Source organism: Ulvibacterium sp. (assembly GCF_965248315.1).
GTDB lineage: Bacteria > Bacteroidota > Bacteroidia > Flavobacteriales > Flavobacteriaceae > Ulvibacterium.
Window position 1 is genome coordinate 4,078,446 of the sequence record NZ_CBDFIX010000002.1, and the last position, 18,519, is coordinate 4,096,964.

The following is an 18,519-nucleotide window of genomic DNA, read 5'->3' on the forward strand; positions in this document are numbered from 1 at the left end:
TTAAGGATTTACATATTATTCAGCGGAGAAAAAGATGTTATCGATCGATACGTTGGATATGGTACCATCTGAGACAAAGAATAACTGGCCAATAGCATTTCTTGCGCCAAGACCCGTAAAATTGGAGAGTGGGATTTGGAATTCTACCCATTCGTTGGGGACTAGATCACTACCCTCAATTCTAAACGTACCGGAAGTCAAATCTGGGTTTCCTACAGAGTTGATCAATTGTATATTAATGAAGTCCCCTGCATCAATGGATTCATCCACTCTGATTGAAATGCGCAATTCTGTCATTTCAGTAATGTCTATTGGAGCTACATTTTGAAAGAAATTAATAGAGACAAAGTCAAGTTCGGTATATCTAATGATTTGCCCTCCATTTTCTTCCACTAGGCCTCCTTTTGTATTTTGACCTAGAAAAAACCCATTGTAGTTGTCCACAGGAATGTCAGCGAACAAATCAGTAAAAATTGAGACGATTTGTGCTGATTCAGAGGATTCTACAAGCAATTTACCCTCTGCAAGCACCCCTGCAATAGAGGCTGTTATTTCTGTTGAACCTGTGCCTGCAACAGTAACCTCGCCAAGTTCATCTACAAAAGCTACGTTGGGATCAGAGCTTTCAAAACTGAAGTAAGAAGGTGTAAGGTTGATTGTCTGATCAACTCCCGACCCCAAATTAAATGTTTGTTGCAACTGGCTAATGGTTACAGTTTGCCCCACCGTTGTCGGGAACCGGCTGTCATTGCCTCCCAAAATGGAAGGTCTGGATTGCGCTACAGTCCCTAAACTTTCGAACCGTAACTCGTCGATCCAAAAAGTGAACCCCACACCGTTAGTGCTTAGTGTCCCGGCGGAGAATCTAAACATACCACGTTCTTGAACCAATTTTGAAGGATCCGGAATAGGAATTATAACTTTTTTCCAATCTGTGGATAAACGAATGTTTTGCAGACCTACCGCAAATTTATCCTCTTCAAAATCGGACCCAAAACCTACTTCATCGATAGTGGCGGTGGTAGAACCTTTTACATAAAACGTTAAAGCATCAAAACCCGTTAAGTCCCTACCGGGCCCGCGATCGAGGAAAATGCCGCCAATAAAGCTCCCATTAGGGTCATCTGGTGCAGGTACATCAATTCGGATAGAGGACGAACCTTCAAAAGCGATATCATCATCCGTACCAAAGCCTTCGGTATTCGCCCCGATAGCTGGATCAAAAGACACGAAAAACTCATCGGTAAGGCTTACGGGAGTATCCGTAAATATGTCTGCATTAGCCGAAAACGTAGCAAATTTCACCTCATCCGAAAAATCTCTTTCACAAGATGAAAAGGCAACAAAGCCCAAAACCAGAAGAAGTATAAAACGTAAATTGGTGTATATATAAATTTTCATTTTTCAATCTTTTTATTTCCCGATATTGATATGTATATATGTCATAATTTCCCATTCATTACCATTGTCAAAACCAACCGGACTTAAAATGGGCTCAGGAGGAAATGTACCAGTTGATACGGCGGTCGGTGCATAGCGGGGGGAGAACTCGTTTAATGATCGCCATATACCCCGTATACCTATTTGGGTACTGGGTAAAATAAACCAATCAGGTTTGCCCAAGGTGGTAGAGATATCCAACATCAACTGTACCGGGTATGTTAAGTTAAAATCCCTATGGTAGTCATAAGGTCCCCAGTCGTTAATCTTTTGGGAGTACTGCAGTTTGTATTTTTTATAAAGTATACGGACATCTCCGCCAAAACGCTTTATCAATCGATCACTATCGCCATTACCTTGTCCATTGCCATAGTAGAAATTTCCAATGATTCCTAGATCTGCGCCTAGTTTGGAAACCATCCTGGAATGGACTTCCCATAAGTCCTCGGCAGGTGCAGAATTGGGAAAAGAAAAAATGGTCCGATCCGCCAAAAATCCAATATGGGCGTCCATAGTGGTGGGAAGGTGGCGGTATACAAAGCCCAGGTTCATGGCAAACTTGGCATCTTCCGACCGGTCATTGTCCCATTCGTACATCCATGTACCCGGCGTGGGGTCATAGGTAAAGAGTATCTCCCCGGCAGTGGTCTCACGATTCCAACGTACGGCAAAAGGATCATCAATAATATTCCTTAGTCGACCAGGAGCTTGTACATCTTGAGGTATAGCATCTACCAATGGTTTTTGCCATAAGAAATTGGGTGCAATTTGAAAATTTCCTGTGGCCAAAGTAAATCCAGATAATACATTTACCTGATTACCGCTTCCGGTATCTTTTAGCTTCCATCCAGTGAAAGTCAAAGTTTGATCAGCTCCTCCATTGGCAATCAAGCCCATAGCCGCAGCTTGGCCGTACCAATTAAATTTTCCGCCTTCATAGGTAAGTTTCACTTTACCACCCCAGTTATCACTTGCTTGAATCCTGTCCTCAAAAACGGTATAGTTTCCGGGCGTACCCCTCACATCTTGAAAAGCAGTACCGTTCAATGGGCTTCCGGCCCAAATTCCGCCTAACATAACACCAAACTTGCCAAATTCTCTTTCTACTGCCAGTGTTGCTCTTTCCGTTGGCCATGGTGGAACCACACCACTTCGTAATTGATTTATATCCAGGACCCGTCGTCCATTTTCATCAAAAACAATGTTGGTTTCAAAATCCCTGTGATAAATACCGGTTACGTCGAATTTTCCAAAATGTCTTTTGTACTTAAAAAGCATTGTTGGGTTGGCGCCCCACCATAGTTGGGGACCTATGGCCGCTTTTAAACCTTTAAGCACTCCTTTGCCATCAACTTCCGCTCCTAATATTTCACCGTTATAGATATCCAGGTTAGGACCGTAATTGGCTTCTGGATAGAGACCAAAAAAATCACCCTCGTATCCCCAGTGATAATGGCCGGTCCGGTAGAACCCCCTTAAATCGAACTCTTTTGCGTTCCATTCAAATTCAGCTTGGTATACCCGTACCCTATTTACGTCCTGGACCACTACATTTCCTTGATCGGTATTCACCTCTATTGGACGGGAGTTGTTCTCATAAAAAATTTCATTGATCGGATTCTGTGCTACATTTCCGACTATATTAAAGTTTACCTCTGCCCGCATGTTGGAAGCAGGGTTGCCCTCTACCCCAAAAAAATAGGATTGCATATGATCAAACCCCAATTGATTTGGAAACGTATTGGGATCGTCCGGGTCGGCATTATCCGGAGTCGTTATTAGACTACCTCCCGTACTGAACGTAGCAAGCCTTGCCGTGAGATTACTTATACGAAGTAGTTTGCTTTGCTCACCGCTTAAGGCGGCCTTATCGCCACGTGCCTTGAGCACGGCATCCATTAGTTGAATATTGTTGAAATAATTGTCTACAAAGTCTAAGTCTACACCTTCCCCATAAGGGTTCAATTGATGTGCTTCCTTCAATGCATAGTAGGCCGCCCGTGGATAGAGCTCGTACAGCCCCCTGGGATTGGTGGCGCCTTTGGCACAAATTCCAAACCATTCCTCGTTCATGTTATTGGCTCCGGGGGCTGCCAAATCCCTGGCGTATCCTCCATTGGACCATGAGGCATTGTTGTCGTGGACATCTGCGTTTTCTCGATCATCAAAACCGAATTTCCACCAGCCATCACTAAATTGAAATGTAAAACCTCCTATGGAATTATCGGCCTTGCCCAAACCAGCGGCATTTTCATAGATTTCCTTCCAATTGCCCACCATATAGTAGGCCTGTGAAAATTGGTCTTCCTTGTTTTCAACAGCATTGTAAGCATCTGCCCCAAATTCCGTAAACATGACCGGTTTATTGAGTTTTTCCTTTACCACTTGGAACATATCCCCAAAGGAAAGACCGCGATAGGTGTTTGTTCCATATATATCAACATCTTTACATTCTTCGGCAACGATGTCGATGAACAAAACATCCCCATTGCATATGGCCACGGGATGCGATGGGTCCATGGCCTTCATTTTTTTAGCGGCCTCGTTCATCAATCGATACATGGGCCTTCCCCTGCTTTCGCCTATAAATTGTATTCTTTCTTCATCGTCCGGAAAATCTTCCGTCTCCGCTCCTGCCCAGAACAATCCATAGTTATTCTCATTTCCCAATAGGTAAAGTAACAGGCCAGGTGTATCTTTATAACCTTTGACCAATTCCTCCATTTCGGACATTAAGAACTCCTGGGTCTTTGCGTCGTCGTAAATGGTCACCGGAGTCCAGACACCGTCCAACGTTAACCCGTAGCGACCAAAAGAATGATTAAGCATGGTATAGATACCATAGTTTTCGTAGATGTATTTTATCCACCTTGCCGGAACTCCTGTGTACTGTCTAATAACATTAACATTCATGTTTTTAAGAAGCGACATTTCCGTATCAAGTCCGGCTTTAATCACATCATCGGACTTTTTCCAGAATTCTGCGTTCACCGTATTGGTGCCGATAGGGATATAATCCCAGTTCATACCATTGATCATGAAGCTTTCGCCATCAACGACCAGTTTTGTTCCTTTTTCGTCGCTTACTACAGTTACATTGCTGGATTGCGCAAAAACCATCGCGGTAAAGAAGAAAAAGGTTAGTTTGAGTAATTTTTTATGAAGTGTATCCATAGAGCAATTTTTGATTCTCTAAACTTATTATCAAAAATTATGGATACCATAAGATTTACCCCTACAAAAAATATACATGATAAAAAATAGGGGTAATTTCTACCGATATGACAGAAGGATGTGCTTTAATCTACCATTATTGCTGATATTTTGGCCAATTGTTAAAAAACTAGTTTTCATAGGATTACAAAAGGGGAAAACACTTTTGTATAGGTCATGTTGAGGCATAAACCAAGCATGTTGAGGAAAAAAACAGAATTGTTGACCGGATTAGAGCTCCAAGATGTAGTTTACTAGATTGTCCTCATGCTGCAATCCCAGTTTTTTGCGAAGTCGGTACCGTTTAATTTCAACACTTCTGGGAGAAATATGTAGAAGTTGTGCTATCTCCTTAGAGGATAAATTTAAGCGTAGATACGCACATAATTTAAGATCGTTGGGTGATAGGGATGGGTGTGTCGTTTTTACTTTCTTTAGGAATTCACTATCGGCATTGTTGAACGCTTCCTGAAAGAGTTCCCAGTCATCAGTTTGTCTTAGACTTTTATCAATGATTTTTATCACCGGTTTCACCACGTCTTTGTTTCCCATAGCGTTCAGTTCATCCTTTATGGTGGTGAGCAATTCATTTTTCCTGATGATACTCATTGTGGAGACGGCCAATTCCTTACTCTTACTTTTATTTTCCAACTCCAACTGCTCATTTTTGATTCGTATAATTTCCTTTTCATTCTGAACTTGGGCCAGTTCCAATTCCTTTTTATTTTTTTCTATGAGTTTTAGACGCTGTTTTTTGTAATACTGTTTATACACATTGTGCATAAAGAACGAGAACAGTAGTATTCCCAATATGTAAACGGCAATCATTACATTGGATATGTACCAAGGTTTGGCTATAGCAAAGGTATACGAGGCTGTATTGCTCGAAACCGAATTCCCAATCCTTCCCCGTACCTCAAATACATAATCCCCAAAAGGCAAGTTTTCATAAAACACCCCAGTGTTCGGAGACCAATCACTCCATTCATCATAAATTCCTTGTAATCGATATTGGTATTGCGTCTTTACATATTTGTTGTATTCCGGGGCATAAAAGGAAAATTTAAAGTTGTTCCTATTACTTGTAAAACTGCCTTTTAAACTGTGATCCGACAAATTTTGATCTATCCTATTTACCCCATTGGAAACGGTAGCAATATGTACTTGAAAGTCTTCAACTTTTACTTCATTGATATTCAATGTAATATAACCTGATGTTTTCCCCAACAAATAGTTTCCGTTGTCATCGAGTTTTATAATATTTTCATATCCCAAGATACCCTCCCTCATCTCCTTGGTGAGCGGTATATTCCTAATTTTAGGAGTATTTGTTAATCCTGTTGGAGTCACAAAACTTACGTTGGATTTTGTAAAGATCCATAATTTATTATCCGCCTCATCCGCAATCAGTTTTCCTGATTCATAGTCCCCCTCATCGTACAGCACGCTTAAAAGGCTGTCCTTGGTGAATTCCCTAGAGTGGGTATCGAATTTGAAAATCCCGTTTTTATAAGCGTACAATACATCCCCATTATACTTTACAAGACCCGAATTGGAACCTTTGATGGCGGTATCCTTTACCACGTTTTTTATTTCAAGGAAGGAATCATCCGCTTTTAATTTGAAAACCCCGTTATACTCGTGATTTACAAAGATTTCATTACCCAATGTCTCAAAATATCTGGATGAATTATCAAACCCTCCTATTTTATTTTTAAGTCGCCATGAGGTGCCCGATTTTTCCAATATATATAGACCATCGTAGTTACCTTGAAGCAATACATTTGGGTCGTCGTTTAGCGCAGCGATATCCCATGTACCCTGAACATCGAATATTTTTTGAATTTGATTATCCTCAATGAGAAAAGTACCCGAATTATGCCCACACAACAGTTTGGTATCGATTTTACGCAAACTCCAAACCTGGCCTTGCGTACCCGCAATAAAGTTAAACCTAGTACTACTCTTCAATGGTTTGTAGAACAATCCCTGATTTGTTCCCAAATACAAATTCTGATCGTATACAGCAGCGGCGTAAACACTCCCCAAAATACCTTTGTAATCATTAAAGACTTTATAGGGCGACTTTCTATTTACATAACTAATACCATGATCTAAGCCTAGCCATAAGTTATGGTCCACATCCTCAAACAATGATAATACCGTGTTATTGGATAGGCCATTGTCCTGATCTATTTGAAAAACCACTTCTCCAGTTGAACTCAAATGAATAACGCCATTGGATATCGTACCCAATAGAAAACTATTATCCTTTAAGCGAATACCGTCATACAAACTAAAATTTGATAGAACTATATTAGGATGCTTGTCAGATTGAACCAATACATCATCTTGTACAGTGTAGAAACCATTGTCCCTGGTAAGAATCAACAAATCCTTTTCACTTCCAAAAACATGGATTATCTCGTAATTTCTAAGTACTTCATCATCCAAAACCAAAAAGTCCTTCCCGGAATTAATTCTAAAGAGCCCTTCTCCCAGCCTTTGAAAATATACACTTTGTCCAACCTTGAACACTTTGGTAATTGTACTATTTGAATCGATAGTATTAACGCTCCCTTTACTTATATCATAGATGTAAATCCGTTTTAAGGATTGAAAAACCATATAGTCATCTACATGTAGAATATTCCAAAACTCTTCATCCTCAATAAGGTCCGTGTTAATCTTTTGAGATAGCGATGTATAATTTAGCGTACCTAGGTCGTCCTTTTTCCAGTACCCAAATTCCATAAAACAGCCTGTGTAAATTCGATCTCCCACTACCTTAACCGACCTCATGATCGTCTCGTTAGGTGAAGGGTAAAGCATCCAGCGGGCCCCGTTGAATTCCAACAGACCTTTGCTGTTGGCTACATAGATCAATTTATCCGAAGCTTGGGAAATATCCCAATTTTGATTTTCACCATTATAATCTATAGGATAAAAATTCTGAATTGGGGGAAGTTCCTGGGAAAAAAGCCCAAAGGTTATCAGGAGAAAAAAGAAGAATACGTATTTCAAATCCGGGTTTTCAGTAGTTAAAGATATAATATAGGAAATTTACTCCTCCAATCCGTATTTTTTAAGTGATTCATTCCAAGATACCGATTGAATTTGGGTAATGAGCTGTTTGTTCACCTCGCTAAAAAAAGGCTGGGACTTAGGCATTATGAAGCTTCTATACTGTTTCTGAAAAGTTAACGGAAGTAGCCTTACGTGATTTCCCATATTGTTGGTTTTAATAAGGTATTCAGTGGTAGTTCTATCAGAAACCAAAATCTCGATTTCCTTACGGGACAAAGCCCTTAAAGCTTGTAACGGGGTTCTATAAATCTGTGATGGTTGTAGGTCTTGTTGCTGTACAAAGAATTCACCATCAGAAGCGCCCACAACACCAATTTTCTTCGCATTCTGCAGGTCTTCCAATCCGTTGATATCTGCTTCAAGGGTATTTACCGTTAGTGTTGAGGCTATGGTAGCCGTAAATCCGGAAATGATGATGATAGCCGTAAACATCCAGACAATGGCAATGGTCTTTCCCAAATGCGTCTTTGGAGCCTTGTCTCCATAGCCGACGGTGGTCATCGTAACCGCAGCCCACCAAAGACCATCAAATAGGCCCATGATACCAGGCCTAAATTGGTATTTGTTCGTTTTTCGTTCCGCAAACCAAAGAATGGTTCCGAAGGTTAACAAAATAGCAAGCAAGAGCAGCACTATATTTAGAAAATCACGAGAGAAGAAATTATTGATAAAAATCTGAAACTGACTTTGACTACTAATGGTGGTGGCCACACCTACACTGGAAATATAGAAGGGTTGGCTAACCTGAAAGCGCTCGATCCGACTTGGACTATTACTTAAGGGATTAATCGAAATATCTAGTTCATCATAGTCCAGGGAACGAACAATACCTACCGCATCGCTAAACTCAACATATTTATAAGGCACATCCATTTCCAATGCTATATGCTCCCAAAGATCGATCGAAACCCCGGCATAGCCTCCCGATTCCTTTACTACAAAGGGAGGATCCTGATAAATGCCCACGAGCAGGGTGTCCCTATAGATATTGGCGTTACCCGCAAGACCGGTGAGAAGCATTGTAAGCAAAAATGATATCGAAGGTATTTTGTACATACTAATTGAGTTCATCACTTGCGTTTATCGACAAAAACCTAACAAGGATTCCTAACAAAGCACTGGTTTGCTGTGAAAATCCATTTTTTTCCTTGGAATAAACACAAAAAATTGTTGTGCCTCCAACTTTTTGTTCAAAGGGCATATACATTCTTGAAAAATACCCCATACTATCTTTTTTGCCTATGTATCTACCCACTTCTTTATTGAAATCATTGATCAAAAGTGGTTTCCCCGAACACATAACATAACTGGATAAGTTGCTCTTTTCATCAAATGCCTCCTCTCTATGAATCATTTCATGATTTCCCCTTAGGTAACCCTTATAATGGATAGCCTCTCCCTTTTTAAAAGCAAGTTCAAATACATCAATTCCCGTGGGAAGCTCTACCAATTTGTTAAGAATAGGCAAAATTACTTTCCAACTGGAATCCTTTGGGATCTGTCTAACCAGCTTATGAAGCAAATAGATGTTGATCCCCGTACTTTTTAGTTCGTTCTTTTTAAGCAAGAGTGCATCGGTCTGTATGACCAATTCAGCCTCCTTTTGCTCAAGCTCACGTTGTTTTTGATATAAAGATGCCTGCAACCCGCCAACTTGTTGCAACAACCAACGCCTTGCAAGAAACCAAAAGAAAAAGAGCCCCAAGGCTGTCATTAAAATTATGCCCCACCATGTATAAAACCATTTTTGGGTAACACCCATATTTATAGATACCGGAGTACTCCATTTAAATCCCCCTGCCTTTTGGCCCCGAACCAGTGTCGTGTAGTTTCCATCCTCCAACCCTGCTAGAACGAATTCATTGTTTTGCATATCCGACCATGGAACGTCATCCATGTCTTCTTGGGATAACCCTTCTTTGAATAGCTTATATTGATATCTCATATCTTCACTCGGAAAAGTAAGGGTTGCCATGGTAAACCCTACTTTTTGGGATTCCTTCAGTTGGATGGTATTTTGTCCTTTGATCACATTTCCATCTACCACAAACTTTTTTATGATGGGGGTTTTTGTTTGGTAGGGCTCAGGATTTGCCTGTGAAGAATATACAATGCCTTCCGGCGTGCCCACCCAAAGCTGGGAATTTTCATAGAGTACCATACAACGATAAGAGGAAATCTTGGATGGTGTTCCACTTGTCTCATCAAAAACTACATAGTTGTCCTCCTTATCCAAATGTATAAGGCCATTGGTATCGGTAGCCAACCAAAGGGTTCCATTGGGCATATCGGTTATCGCTCTTATCTCGCTATCGGTAAATGCTCCAAGGTTTACCTTTCGTATTGTCTCGGTATCGTATTTTAAAAGTCCGTCGGTAGTCGCCAGCCAAACAATGCCCAAACGATCCACGGCCATATCATGTACTTCAAAATTACCGCTAACCTTAAAAGGAAATGGCAAGCTTTTATTTTGAAAGCGATCGGATGATCGATCATATTTATAGAGATAGGATTCTATTCCAATACCGGCGGCATACAATTCGTTTTTGCCCCCTTCTCTAATTACCAATATGCGCGTATCAAAGCCCTTGTCCCTACCATATTCAATGATATTCCCTTTTGAATCAATTTTGGCTGCCCCAGTAATTGGTTTATCCGAGGCCGCTTGGCAGAACCATATATCCTCGGTATGGTCCGCCAAAATAAAAAAGACACCACTACCACGATTGTTCAAGTCATATGTTCTCTGCAGTTGGTGCCCCTGATATTGAAATATCTTGCCTTCTGCCGAGCCATACCAAATCTTTTCCTTTAATGAGCCAATACCGACAATGTCATTGAGATTGACTTCTTTTTCAAAACGCGGGGCCTCATCCTCACTACTGATCCATGAAACAGCCCCTTGCGAGATAACAGTAGGGCCTTCCCGGGAGGGGTTTATCGCCCTTATATTATCATGGCCCAAACCCGAAACGTTTTGAAAAAAACTGGACCACATTATGGCAAGCCCTTTGTCCGAACATACCCAGATTACATCATCAAGTCCGGTTTCATTTTTTGTGAATTGCAATTGATTTATAGTGCCGAGAGAAAGTTCCTCTACGCGATGTGGATCATTTGCGCCAAATACCTTGGACACACTTGTCCGATTTCCTTGGGCTTGAAATGTATAGATTCCCGAGTCCGAACTTAGGAACAAAATACCCTTATCGTTCATTGATATATTCTGGAATTTCTCATCCACATGGAACAATTGCCTATTGGCAATGGTCTGATTATGGGTAATCTTAAGTTTTTCCAACTGTTCCCCTACCAACCACATATTATCGCCCTTTATTAAAAAGTCATTGCCAAAAGCATAGCCTTTAAGGGGTATAAATTTTTGGGAAGATTCGTTAAGGTAAAAGAGTCCGCGTCCTGGAACCAAGACCCAAATAGTACCAAATTTATCCTCTCCGAAGATCATTTTAGGGGTTTTTTCCCGAGATATCAGATCAAATGGCTTACCATAATTACTAAGCTCCGGAAACATCATTATGGAACCGTTCATCAGACCCGTCCACAATCTGTTTTGGCTATCCTTAAAAAGTTCTGTGGGATAATGTAGTGTTGCACTTGACCCAATTGACTCAATTTTCGGTTGTCCGTTGACATAAATAATCTTGTGAATTCCCGTATCATTGGTGAAAAGCAAATCATTTTCATTCCATGAGACAAAAGACCTTATGGTCTTGCTTCTCAAGGTAGTATTAAAATCCTCGAAGGTATCGCCATCAAACCTAAACAACCCTTGGTCCGTTGCCAACCAGACATAACCCTGATAATCCTGTATGGTCTCATTGACATTTTTAAAAGGAACTTCCTCCCCATGATAGTAGTTATATTTAAACTTTTGTCCATAAGATAGCCCTGCAAAAAGGAGAAATAAATAAAAGAAGATGAAGGTTTTGAATCGCATGGCAAATGGTCGGATTCTTAAAGATAAAAAAAGCTGGTGACTTGTTTCTTGGGTTAAGGCAAGACCAAAACCTATCCCGATACCATTTTAAATGAAATAGGGTACCTTACCTAAATTGTATTTTGAAGCTCATCCACTATTTGCCCAACAACCATAAAACGCGATCATAAGAAAAAATATAATGTACCAAAACTACTATAGCCAAAATTAGGCTCTGTTTGCTCCAACCCATATCGTATAGGGCCCATAAGGCAAATCCAAAAAAGCCAAGTTCGATCAATAAGCGGAAAATCCCAGGGACGGGTACTGGTGCGAACCCTGACCGACTAGGATCATTTGGAACAGCAAAAGTCCCCCAAATAATTGCCAAAGCCATTGGAATACCTATGGCAAGAACAAATCGGAACCAAGTCTCGTTCTGTCTCCACCCCCACAGTCCGACAGAAACAAGCGCAGCTAGTTCCAACAAGAACCTTAAGGCTAAATTCGCAGGATGGGATCCCATAAGACTTTTTCCATTATTTACAATTTAGAAATAGGAATTGTAATCCATACATACTAGTGAATAAAGATAGCGTGTTCCGGTATGATAGGTACCACCATTTACCAATTGTTCGTATATTACTCTTTCGCCAAGTTACTTAAACTTTGCATCCCTGTATGAACTACATTTCGATAAGTCTCTATAAAAAGGTCATTGATCATGCCATTCATGAGGGCATGAATAGGGGTGATTTTAATAATCTGCCCACTTCCATCGATACCATTGAGAAACTTAAGGCAGTACCTGCCGAACACTTTTTTGAGTTGCACGAAATCCTTGATGAAAAATTAGGCCCCGGGTTTTCGATTAGGGTTGGGCAGGAAATGAAAATAGAGGATTATGGGGTATTGGGCCTTTCCTGGAGAACCTGTTCGTGGGCAGGCGAAATATTCGAAAGGAGCGAGCGCTATTTTAAACTACTTTCCAACACCTATGTTTTCACAGTTGAGAAAAAAGTGGATCAATCCCATATTTATCTACATAGGGAGCCTCATCGAAGGGGTCTGGAACTATCCAATGAAGCTACCTTATCGGCCACGGTAGTTGTTCTTCAAGCAATGACGGAGACCCATATGGCCCCTATCCAAGTGACCTTTAAGCACGATCCCCCAAAAAATATCGATAGTCACCAGAAAGCTTTCCGATGTCCCATTTTGTTCAATCAGCCTCATTATTCGATTACCTACAGAACATCAGATCTTGAAACGCGCACTGCCAAGGCGGATGCAAGTATCAATAAGTTTTTGGTGGAAAGGGTGGAAGAGGAAACCAATGGGCTGCAGGTAAGCGTTGGCAAATTATCATCGGACGTAGAGTCGTTGATCAAGGATGCCCTGCCCAGTGGCATTCCAAGCATCCAACAAATTTGTGATCTTCTAGGGATGAGTAACCGGACACTTACGCGAAGGCTCTCCGAGAATGGGGTATCCTTTCGAGACCTAATCGGGAAGACCCAAAAAGAACTGTCCAAAAACCTCCTTAAAAATTCCAATAGAAGTATTGCCGAAATCGCATTTGAAACCGGCTTTTCCGAGCAAAGTGCGTTTAATCGTGCCTTTAAGCGATGGACCGGCCACTCCCCTACAGAATTTAGGAAAATCTCCCTTTAAGTTGGCTTTGGCCTAAACTGTCAAAACTTTGGCCTAAACTGTCAAGCATGGCATCCTGGTCCCAGCTAGTTTTGCTCCATAATTAATCAATAACTACTAATCATGGAGCTATCTATTAAATCTTTTGTCCTGTTCGGAGCGGTTATCCTAACCGGGCTTTCAGCAGGGTTGTTTTATGCCTGGTCGGTTTCCGTAATTCCCGGCACACAGAATCTGGGTCACTCCAATTACCTGACAACAATGCAATCCATTAATCGGGCCATCTTGAATCCGGCCTTCTACGCTGTTTTTTTTGGAAGTATATTATTTCTAAGTGTGGCCAGCATCTATGAATTCAACCTCAATACGAACGCTTTCTGGTTGATTCTGGCGTCCTCAATTTGTTATATGATAGGTACTGTAGGCGTCACGGGGCTTGGGAACGTTCCACTTAACAATCAATTGGATGTTCTTCAGATTACCGAACTAAGTAGTACTAAAATTGCTGAATTCCGGGCGTTCTATGAACAAAAATGGAACAGACTGCATAGCATACGTACCATTTGTGCTGTAATCTCATTTGTCTTGGCCGTATTGGCACTGTTCGCTCAAGTTAAACCATTCAGATAATACCCATTTGTTTAATTAATCTAAAACCATAATAAAATGAAGCACAACATCTTAGTAATCGGAGGTACCGGTAAGACCGGTCGCCGAGTAGTAGAAGGACTAAAACAACAGGGACACCATGTTAGGGTCGCCTCTAGAAATAATACCCCTGCGTTTGACTGGGACGACCATTCCACTTATGCGCAGGCACTTAAAGGAATGGACAGAGCCTATATTGTATACTATCCCGATTTGGCGGTACCCGGGGCAAGGGAAGCGATTGGCGCAGTGACGGAAGCGGCCCTTAAGGAAGGACTTGAAAAAGTGGTACTTCTTTCCGGAAAAGGAGAAACAGAAGCGGAGGCCTGTGAAGAAATCGTAGCGAATTCCGGTCTTAATTATACCTTGGTTAGGGCTTCTTGGTTCAATCAAAATTTTAGCGAAGGTGCCTTTCTGGATACCGTTTTGGCCGGACATGTGGCACTTCCTATGCCAGAGGCAGAGATTCCTTTTGTGGATACCGATGATATTGCAGAGGTAGTGACACAAGTGCTGGTTGATGATTCCTATAACGGAAAGACGATAACGGTTACCGGCCCAAGGAAAATGACCTTTAAGGAAGTGGTGGAGACCATAGCGGAAGGTGTTGGCAGGGAAATCCATTACCAACCCATTTCCTTGGAGGAATTCAAAGCGGGAATGAAAGCCGCCGGTCTGCCGGACTCCTATGTTTGGCTCTTTGGCTACCTATTCAAGGAGGTATTGGGAAATCCGGAAAATCAGGACATATCCCATGATGTTGAACGGGTATTGGGCAGAAAGGCAACTGACTTTAAGTCGTATGTGGAAAAAACGGTTAAGAGCGGTGTTTGGAACCAATCACTTCCTCAGACTATTTAGAACCCGTTTGCAAAAGCACATAAGAATTGTTTTAGCAAAAGTGTTCTGAATGGGGTAACCTTAATAATTCATTTTACTATAAAACCGATTATTTTTAAAGGAATGAAAAAAGGTGATCTGCCTAGGCAGATCACCTTTTTTTGGTCGGGATGACTGGATTTGGAGAATCCTTTTACATCGCATTGCTTGCAAATAAACGCCAAATGCTGTCGCATCTTAGGTCGTTTTTCGTTTGCGGGCATCGCTCAAGTTTCACTTGGCTCTCGCCGAAACGAAAAACACCCGACTTCTACGAAGTCGGGTGTTTACTTGTCGGGATGACAGGATTTGAACCTGCGACCCCACGCCCCCCAGGCGTGTGCGCTACCGGGCTGCGCTACATCCCGAAATTGGATTGCAAAAATATAAAAGTTGTACAGATTTGGTTCTATGTTTCCATAAAAAAAATACCAAAACTATTCCAGGCTTTCCATCCACTCGAACAGCCGCTCCGTCCAACCTCTTAAATGGGGGTTCTCCCTGGCCAACGAGAATCCATGCCCACCTTCCGGATAAATGTGCATTGCGGCTGATACCCCATTATCCTTCAAAGCCTTGAAAAATAGCAAGCTGTTCTCTACTGGAACCCCTGCATCGTCCGTGGCATGAATCAATAGTGTTTTGGGCGTTTCAGAAGTCACTTGCAATTCATTGGAAAAGTGCTTTTCCAATTCGGGGTCCGGGTTTTCGCCAAGTAAGGCTTTCTGGGAACCGGAATGCTTTTCGACCTGAGTAAACGTAATAACGGGATAGATTAGGGCCATAAAATCCGGCCGGGCACTGATGGCATCCACAGCATCTTGTTCCTTATACACCTTTTCGTTAAAGTGGGTGCCCAGAGTGGAAGCGGCATGTCCTCCTGCGGAAAAGCCCATAATCCCTATTTTATCAGGGTCTATATTGAATTCCTTGGCCTTGCTCCGCACCAAGCGCATGGCACGTTGCCCATCGATCAAGGGAACATTATGCTTTTCCCTAACCGATTTCGAAGTCGGCAAGCGATATTTGACTACTATACCGGCAATACCTTTTCCGTTTAAGAATTTGGCTATATCCGTTCCTTCCCAATCATAGGCCAAAATATGATAGCCTCCACCAGGAAAAATTAGCATGGCCTGTCCCGTGGCGTTACTTTGGGCTGGCAAATACACTTCAAGAGTAGGCTCTTGTACCTTGCTTATCCTTAGGATACCATTACGTTCATGGATTTCCTTTTCATCGGTCTCAACCCGATTGGGAATCTTATCCTTGGGCCATAATGGAATAATAGTGTCCTGTGCTTTCATCTCCATGGAAAATTGTGTTAAGACTAAAAGTGATGCGAAAAAAAGTATTCTCATAATCCAAATGTTTTTCATATTCCAGGTATGGGGTCTTCCGATAGAATACTCTTTCCTTGCCAAAAAGGTTGCCCATCCCTGTATTCCAAAATTCTAAGATAGTTTCCAACATGTGGAAGCGTGTTTGTTTCTGGCAACCACCGCCGAAGACTATCCACTATAGAATTGTGCTTTCCGTCAGAAATTACATTATACCATTCATTGGGGTCCTTCTTCATATTATATAACTCCTCACTGCCGTCGGCATAACGTATATACCGCCAATCTTTAGTTCGTATGGTATGGTTGTTCCAATTGTTGGTAGTAATGGCCGGCCAAGGCCTTTGCGTGTCCGGATTCCCCAATTGAGGCAACAAACTATGGCCCTCCAAATCAGTTTTTTGAGGAAGTCCGCATAAGCCGTTCAATGTGGGATAAACGTCCAGAAGTTCAACTGGATAATCATAAGTTCCGCCTTCCGCGATATTGGGACCGGCAAAAATTAAAGGTACCCTTGTAGAACGTTCCCACAGGGTATTCTTACCCGTAATTTCCTTTTCTCCCAAGTGGTATCCATGATCGGACCAAAGTATTACAATCGTATTCTTGGCCTGTCCGTTGGCTTCAAGTGCATCCAGTACCCTCCCAACTTGGCTATCCACAAAGCTAACAGCCGCCAGATAAGCTTGTACTAAATTCTTATGTTGTCCATTTTCGAGCGTCCACTTCAATCTTGGTTCGGGTACATCCCAATGGTTATACCAGGAAGACCGGGGAGTATCCTCCCTGTCATTCTCCAAAATGGGAGGAAGCTGTAAGTTTTCCATGGGATATAGATCGTACCATTCCTCAGGGGAGTATAAAGGGACATGGGGCAGAAAAAAACCAACGGATAAAAAATAGGGTGACTCTGGCCCGCCGTTCAAAACATCTACGGCCCAACTAGCTACCTCCCAATCCGAAGTCTCCTCGCCCTTTAAAGGAAACTTGCCCCAATCCATTAACGGATTGTTGCCGCCAGGAGTGGTTCCAATTATTTTTGAGGACGGTTTGGTCTTTACCCTGGACCCTGGTCCCAAACTATCGAATTCAGCATCGGTATCCCTCCTGCCATATCCGCCATGAAAAATTTTTCCGGCAGAAAAGGTAGTATACCCATGTTTGGAAAAGTATTGCGGTAAGGTCACAATATCCTTTAATTCCGGGACATCTCTAATTGAGGGTGAAAGACCGTACACTCCATTGGTTGAGGGCCTATACCCCGTAAGTATACTGGTCCGTGACGGATTGCAGATGGGGCTTTGGGAATGTGCATTGGTAAACAAAATACCTCTGGATGCCAATCGATCTATGTTAGGGGTCCTTACCTGCGGATGTCCCTTTAAGCAACCTACCCAATCGTTCAGGTCATCGATAGCAATAAAAAGTACATTGGGATTTTCACCTGATGGCGGCGCTTCACTTTCTACTGGGGTATCCTTACAGGAAGCATATAGCATAACAGTAATACAAATAAGAGTTCCATAAATCAAATCTCTATTCATCACAGGGCCATTTAAAATTGGCTATCTTATCATTGGAGGCTGTTCCTAAATTGTAATGCCACCACTCGGTTCTAATACCCCAAAAGCCATGTCGTTCCATGGTCCCTTTCAACAACTTGCGATTGTCCAAAATTTCCTGGGGTAGATCGGTATTGTCATGATAGGCCTTTTTGCCAAAGAAATCAAAATCGGTTCCCATATCCAGTTCCTCGCCATCCAATGTCTCTAAAGTGATATCAACAGCGCCGCCTTTATTATGGATCGATCCCTTTTTTGGGTCGGCCACATACTGTGGATTTGGAACAATTTCCCACATCTTGTACTGAACGGAATTGGGTCGATAACAATCGAAGAATTTAATTCTAACGCCCTTAGTTTTAAACTCTTTATTGGCAACCAACAATGCCTTGGCGGTCTTTACCCTGGTATAACATTCTGCACAATCGTACACTTTTTCTTTTAAAAAATTATTGGACGTCGCATAACGGAGGTCATAGGCAAACCCATCACTAAAATCGGCAAGGCGTACAAAGGTAGTGTCGGCCAGACCCTCAAAAGAGCGAAAGGCCTTTTGGGGCACGGATTTTTCAGGAATAATAGTATCCAACATATGCACTTTTGATCCTTTGGGTTCCTGAGTTTTTGTATTTTTTGACGGGTTTTGTTTGCACGCAATAACCAGCAGAAGAAACCACAACACATATTGAAAGTACTTCATCAAAAATCGGATTATATCATTTTATAAAAGCAATTCATCTCAAGCGGAGGTGGTCCATCG

12 protein-coding genes and 1 tRNA gene are annotated in these 18,519 nt (G+C 41.8%); 3 read left to right on the forward strand and 10 right to left on the reverse strand.

Annotated elements, in window-relative coordinates; all coding sequences use genetic code 11:
* Positions 1–15 precede the first annotated feature (15 nt).
* From ACP2AF_RS19095 to ACP2AF_RS19120, 6 genes are all read right to left on the reverse strand, one after another.
* Positions 16–1,401: a carbohydrate-binding protein gene (locus ACP2AF_RS19095; RefSeq protein ID WP_425237742.1), complete on the reverse strand. Its 1,386-nt coding sequence runs from the start codon at positions 1,399–1,401 to the stop codon at positions 16–18.
* Positions 1,402–1,413: 12 nt separating this feature from the next.
* Positions 1,414–4,614, reverse strand: coding sequence for a glycoside hydrolase family 2 TIM barrel-domain containing protein (locus ACP2AF_RS19100; RefSeq protein ID WP_425237743.1), 3,201 nt, complete (start codon positions 4,612–4,614; stop codon positions 1,414–1,416).
* A 270-nt stretch (positions 4,615–4,884) separates the two neighbouring features.
* A complete protein-coding gene (locus ACP2AF_RS19105; RefSeq protein WP_425237744.1) occupies positions 4,885–7,677 on the reverse strand; it encodes a triple tyrosine motif-containing protein in 2,793 nt (930 codons plus the stop codon).
* Between the two features lie 39 nt (positions 7,678–7,716).
* Complete coding sequence (locus ACP2AF_RS19110) at positions 7,717–8,811, reverse strand: transporter substrate-binding domain-containing protein (protein ID WP_425237745.1); 1,095 nt, start codon at positions 8,809–8,811, stop codon at positions 7,717–7,719.
* Positions 8,798–11,698: a ligand-binding sensor domain-containing protein gene (locus ACP2AF_RS19115; protein ID WP_425237746.1), complete on the reverse strand. Its 2,901-nt coding sequence runs from the start codon at positions 11,696–11,698 to the stop codon at positions 8,798–8,800. The genes ACP2AF_RS19110 and ACP2AF_RS19115 overlap by 14 nt, the downstream gene beginning before the upstream one ends.
* A 136-nt stretch (positions 11,699–11,834) precedes the next feature.
* Positions 11,835–12,203, reverse strand: coding sequence for a YrdB family protein (locus ACP2AF_RS19120; protein ID WP_425237747.1), 369 nt, complete (start codon positions 12,201–12,203; stop codon positions 11,835–11,837).
* Positions 12,204–12,358: 155 nt separating this feature from the next.
* On the opposite strand from ACP2AF_RS19120, the gene ACP2AF_RS19125 reads away from it, so the two are divergent.
* The 3 genes from ACP2AF_RS19125 (at position 12,359) to ACP2AF_RS19135 (ending at position 14,839) form a co-directional block, all read left to right on the forward strand.
* Positions 12,359–13,351 carry an AraC family transcriptional regulator ligand-binding domain-containing protein gene (locus tag ACP2AF_RS19125; RefSeq protein WP_425237748.1) on the forward strand — a complete coding sequence of 331 codons (993 nt, stop codon included), beginning with the start codon at positions 12,359–12,361 and terminating at the stop codon, positions 13,349–13,351.
* Positions 13,352–13,453: 102 nt separating this feature from the next.
* The gene (locus tag ACP2AF_RS19130) at positions 13,454–13,960 is read left to right on the forward strand and encodes a DUF1772 domain-containing protein (RefSeq protein WP_425237749.1); all 507 of its coding nucleotides are present in this window, start codon (positions 13,454–13,456) and stop codon (positions 13,958–13,960) included.
* 36 nt (positions 13,961–13,996) lie between these two features.
* A complete protein-coding gene (locus ACP2AF_RS19135) occupies positions 13,997–14,839 on the forward strand; it encodes an NmrA family NAD(P)-binding protein (RefSeq protein ID WP_425237750.1) in 843 nt (280 codons plus the stop codon).
* Between the two features lie 312 nt (positions 14,840–15,151).
* On the opposite strand, the gene ACP2AF_RS19140 is transcribed toward ACP2AF_RS19135, so the two are convergent.
* The 4 genes from ACP2AF_RS19140 to ACP2AF_RS19155 form a co-directional block, all read right to left on the reverse strand.
* Positions 15,152–15,225 (reverse strand) — tRNA-Pro (locus ACP2AF_RS19140).
* Positions 15,226–15,294: 69 nt separating this feature from the next.
* Entirely contained in the window at positions 15,295–16,218 is a 924-nt protein-coding gene (locus tag ACP2AF_RS19145) for an alpha/beta hydrolase (RefSeq protein ID WP_425237751.1), read from the reverse strand.
* A gap of 14 nt (positions 16,219–16,232) precedes the next feature.
* Complete coding sequence (locus ACP2AF_RS19150) at positions 16,233–17,741, reverse strand: sulfatase (protein ID WP_425237752.1); 1,509 nt, start codon at positions 17,739–17,741, stop codon at positions 16,233–16,235.
* Complete coding sequence (locus ACP2AF_RS19155; protein WP_425237753.1) at positions 17,734–18,351, reverse strand: M15 family metallopeptidase; 618 nt, start codon at positions 18,349–18,351, stop codon at positions 17,734–17,736. The genes ACP2AF_RS19150 and ACP2AF_RS19155 overlap by 8 nt, the downstream gene beginning before the upstream one ends.
* Between the last annotated feature and the right edge of the window lie 168 nt (positions 18,352–18,519).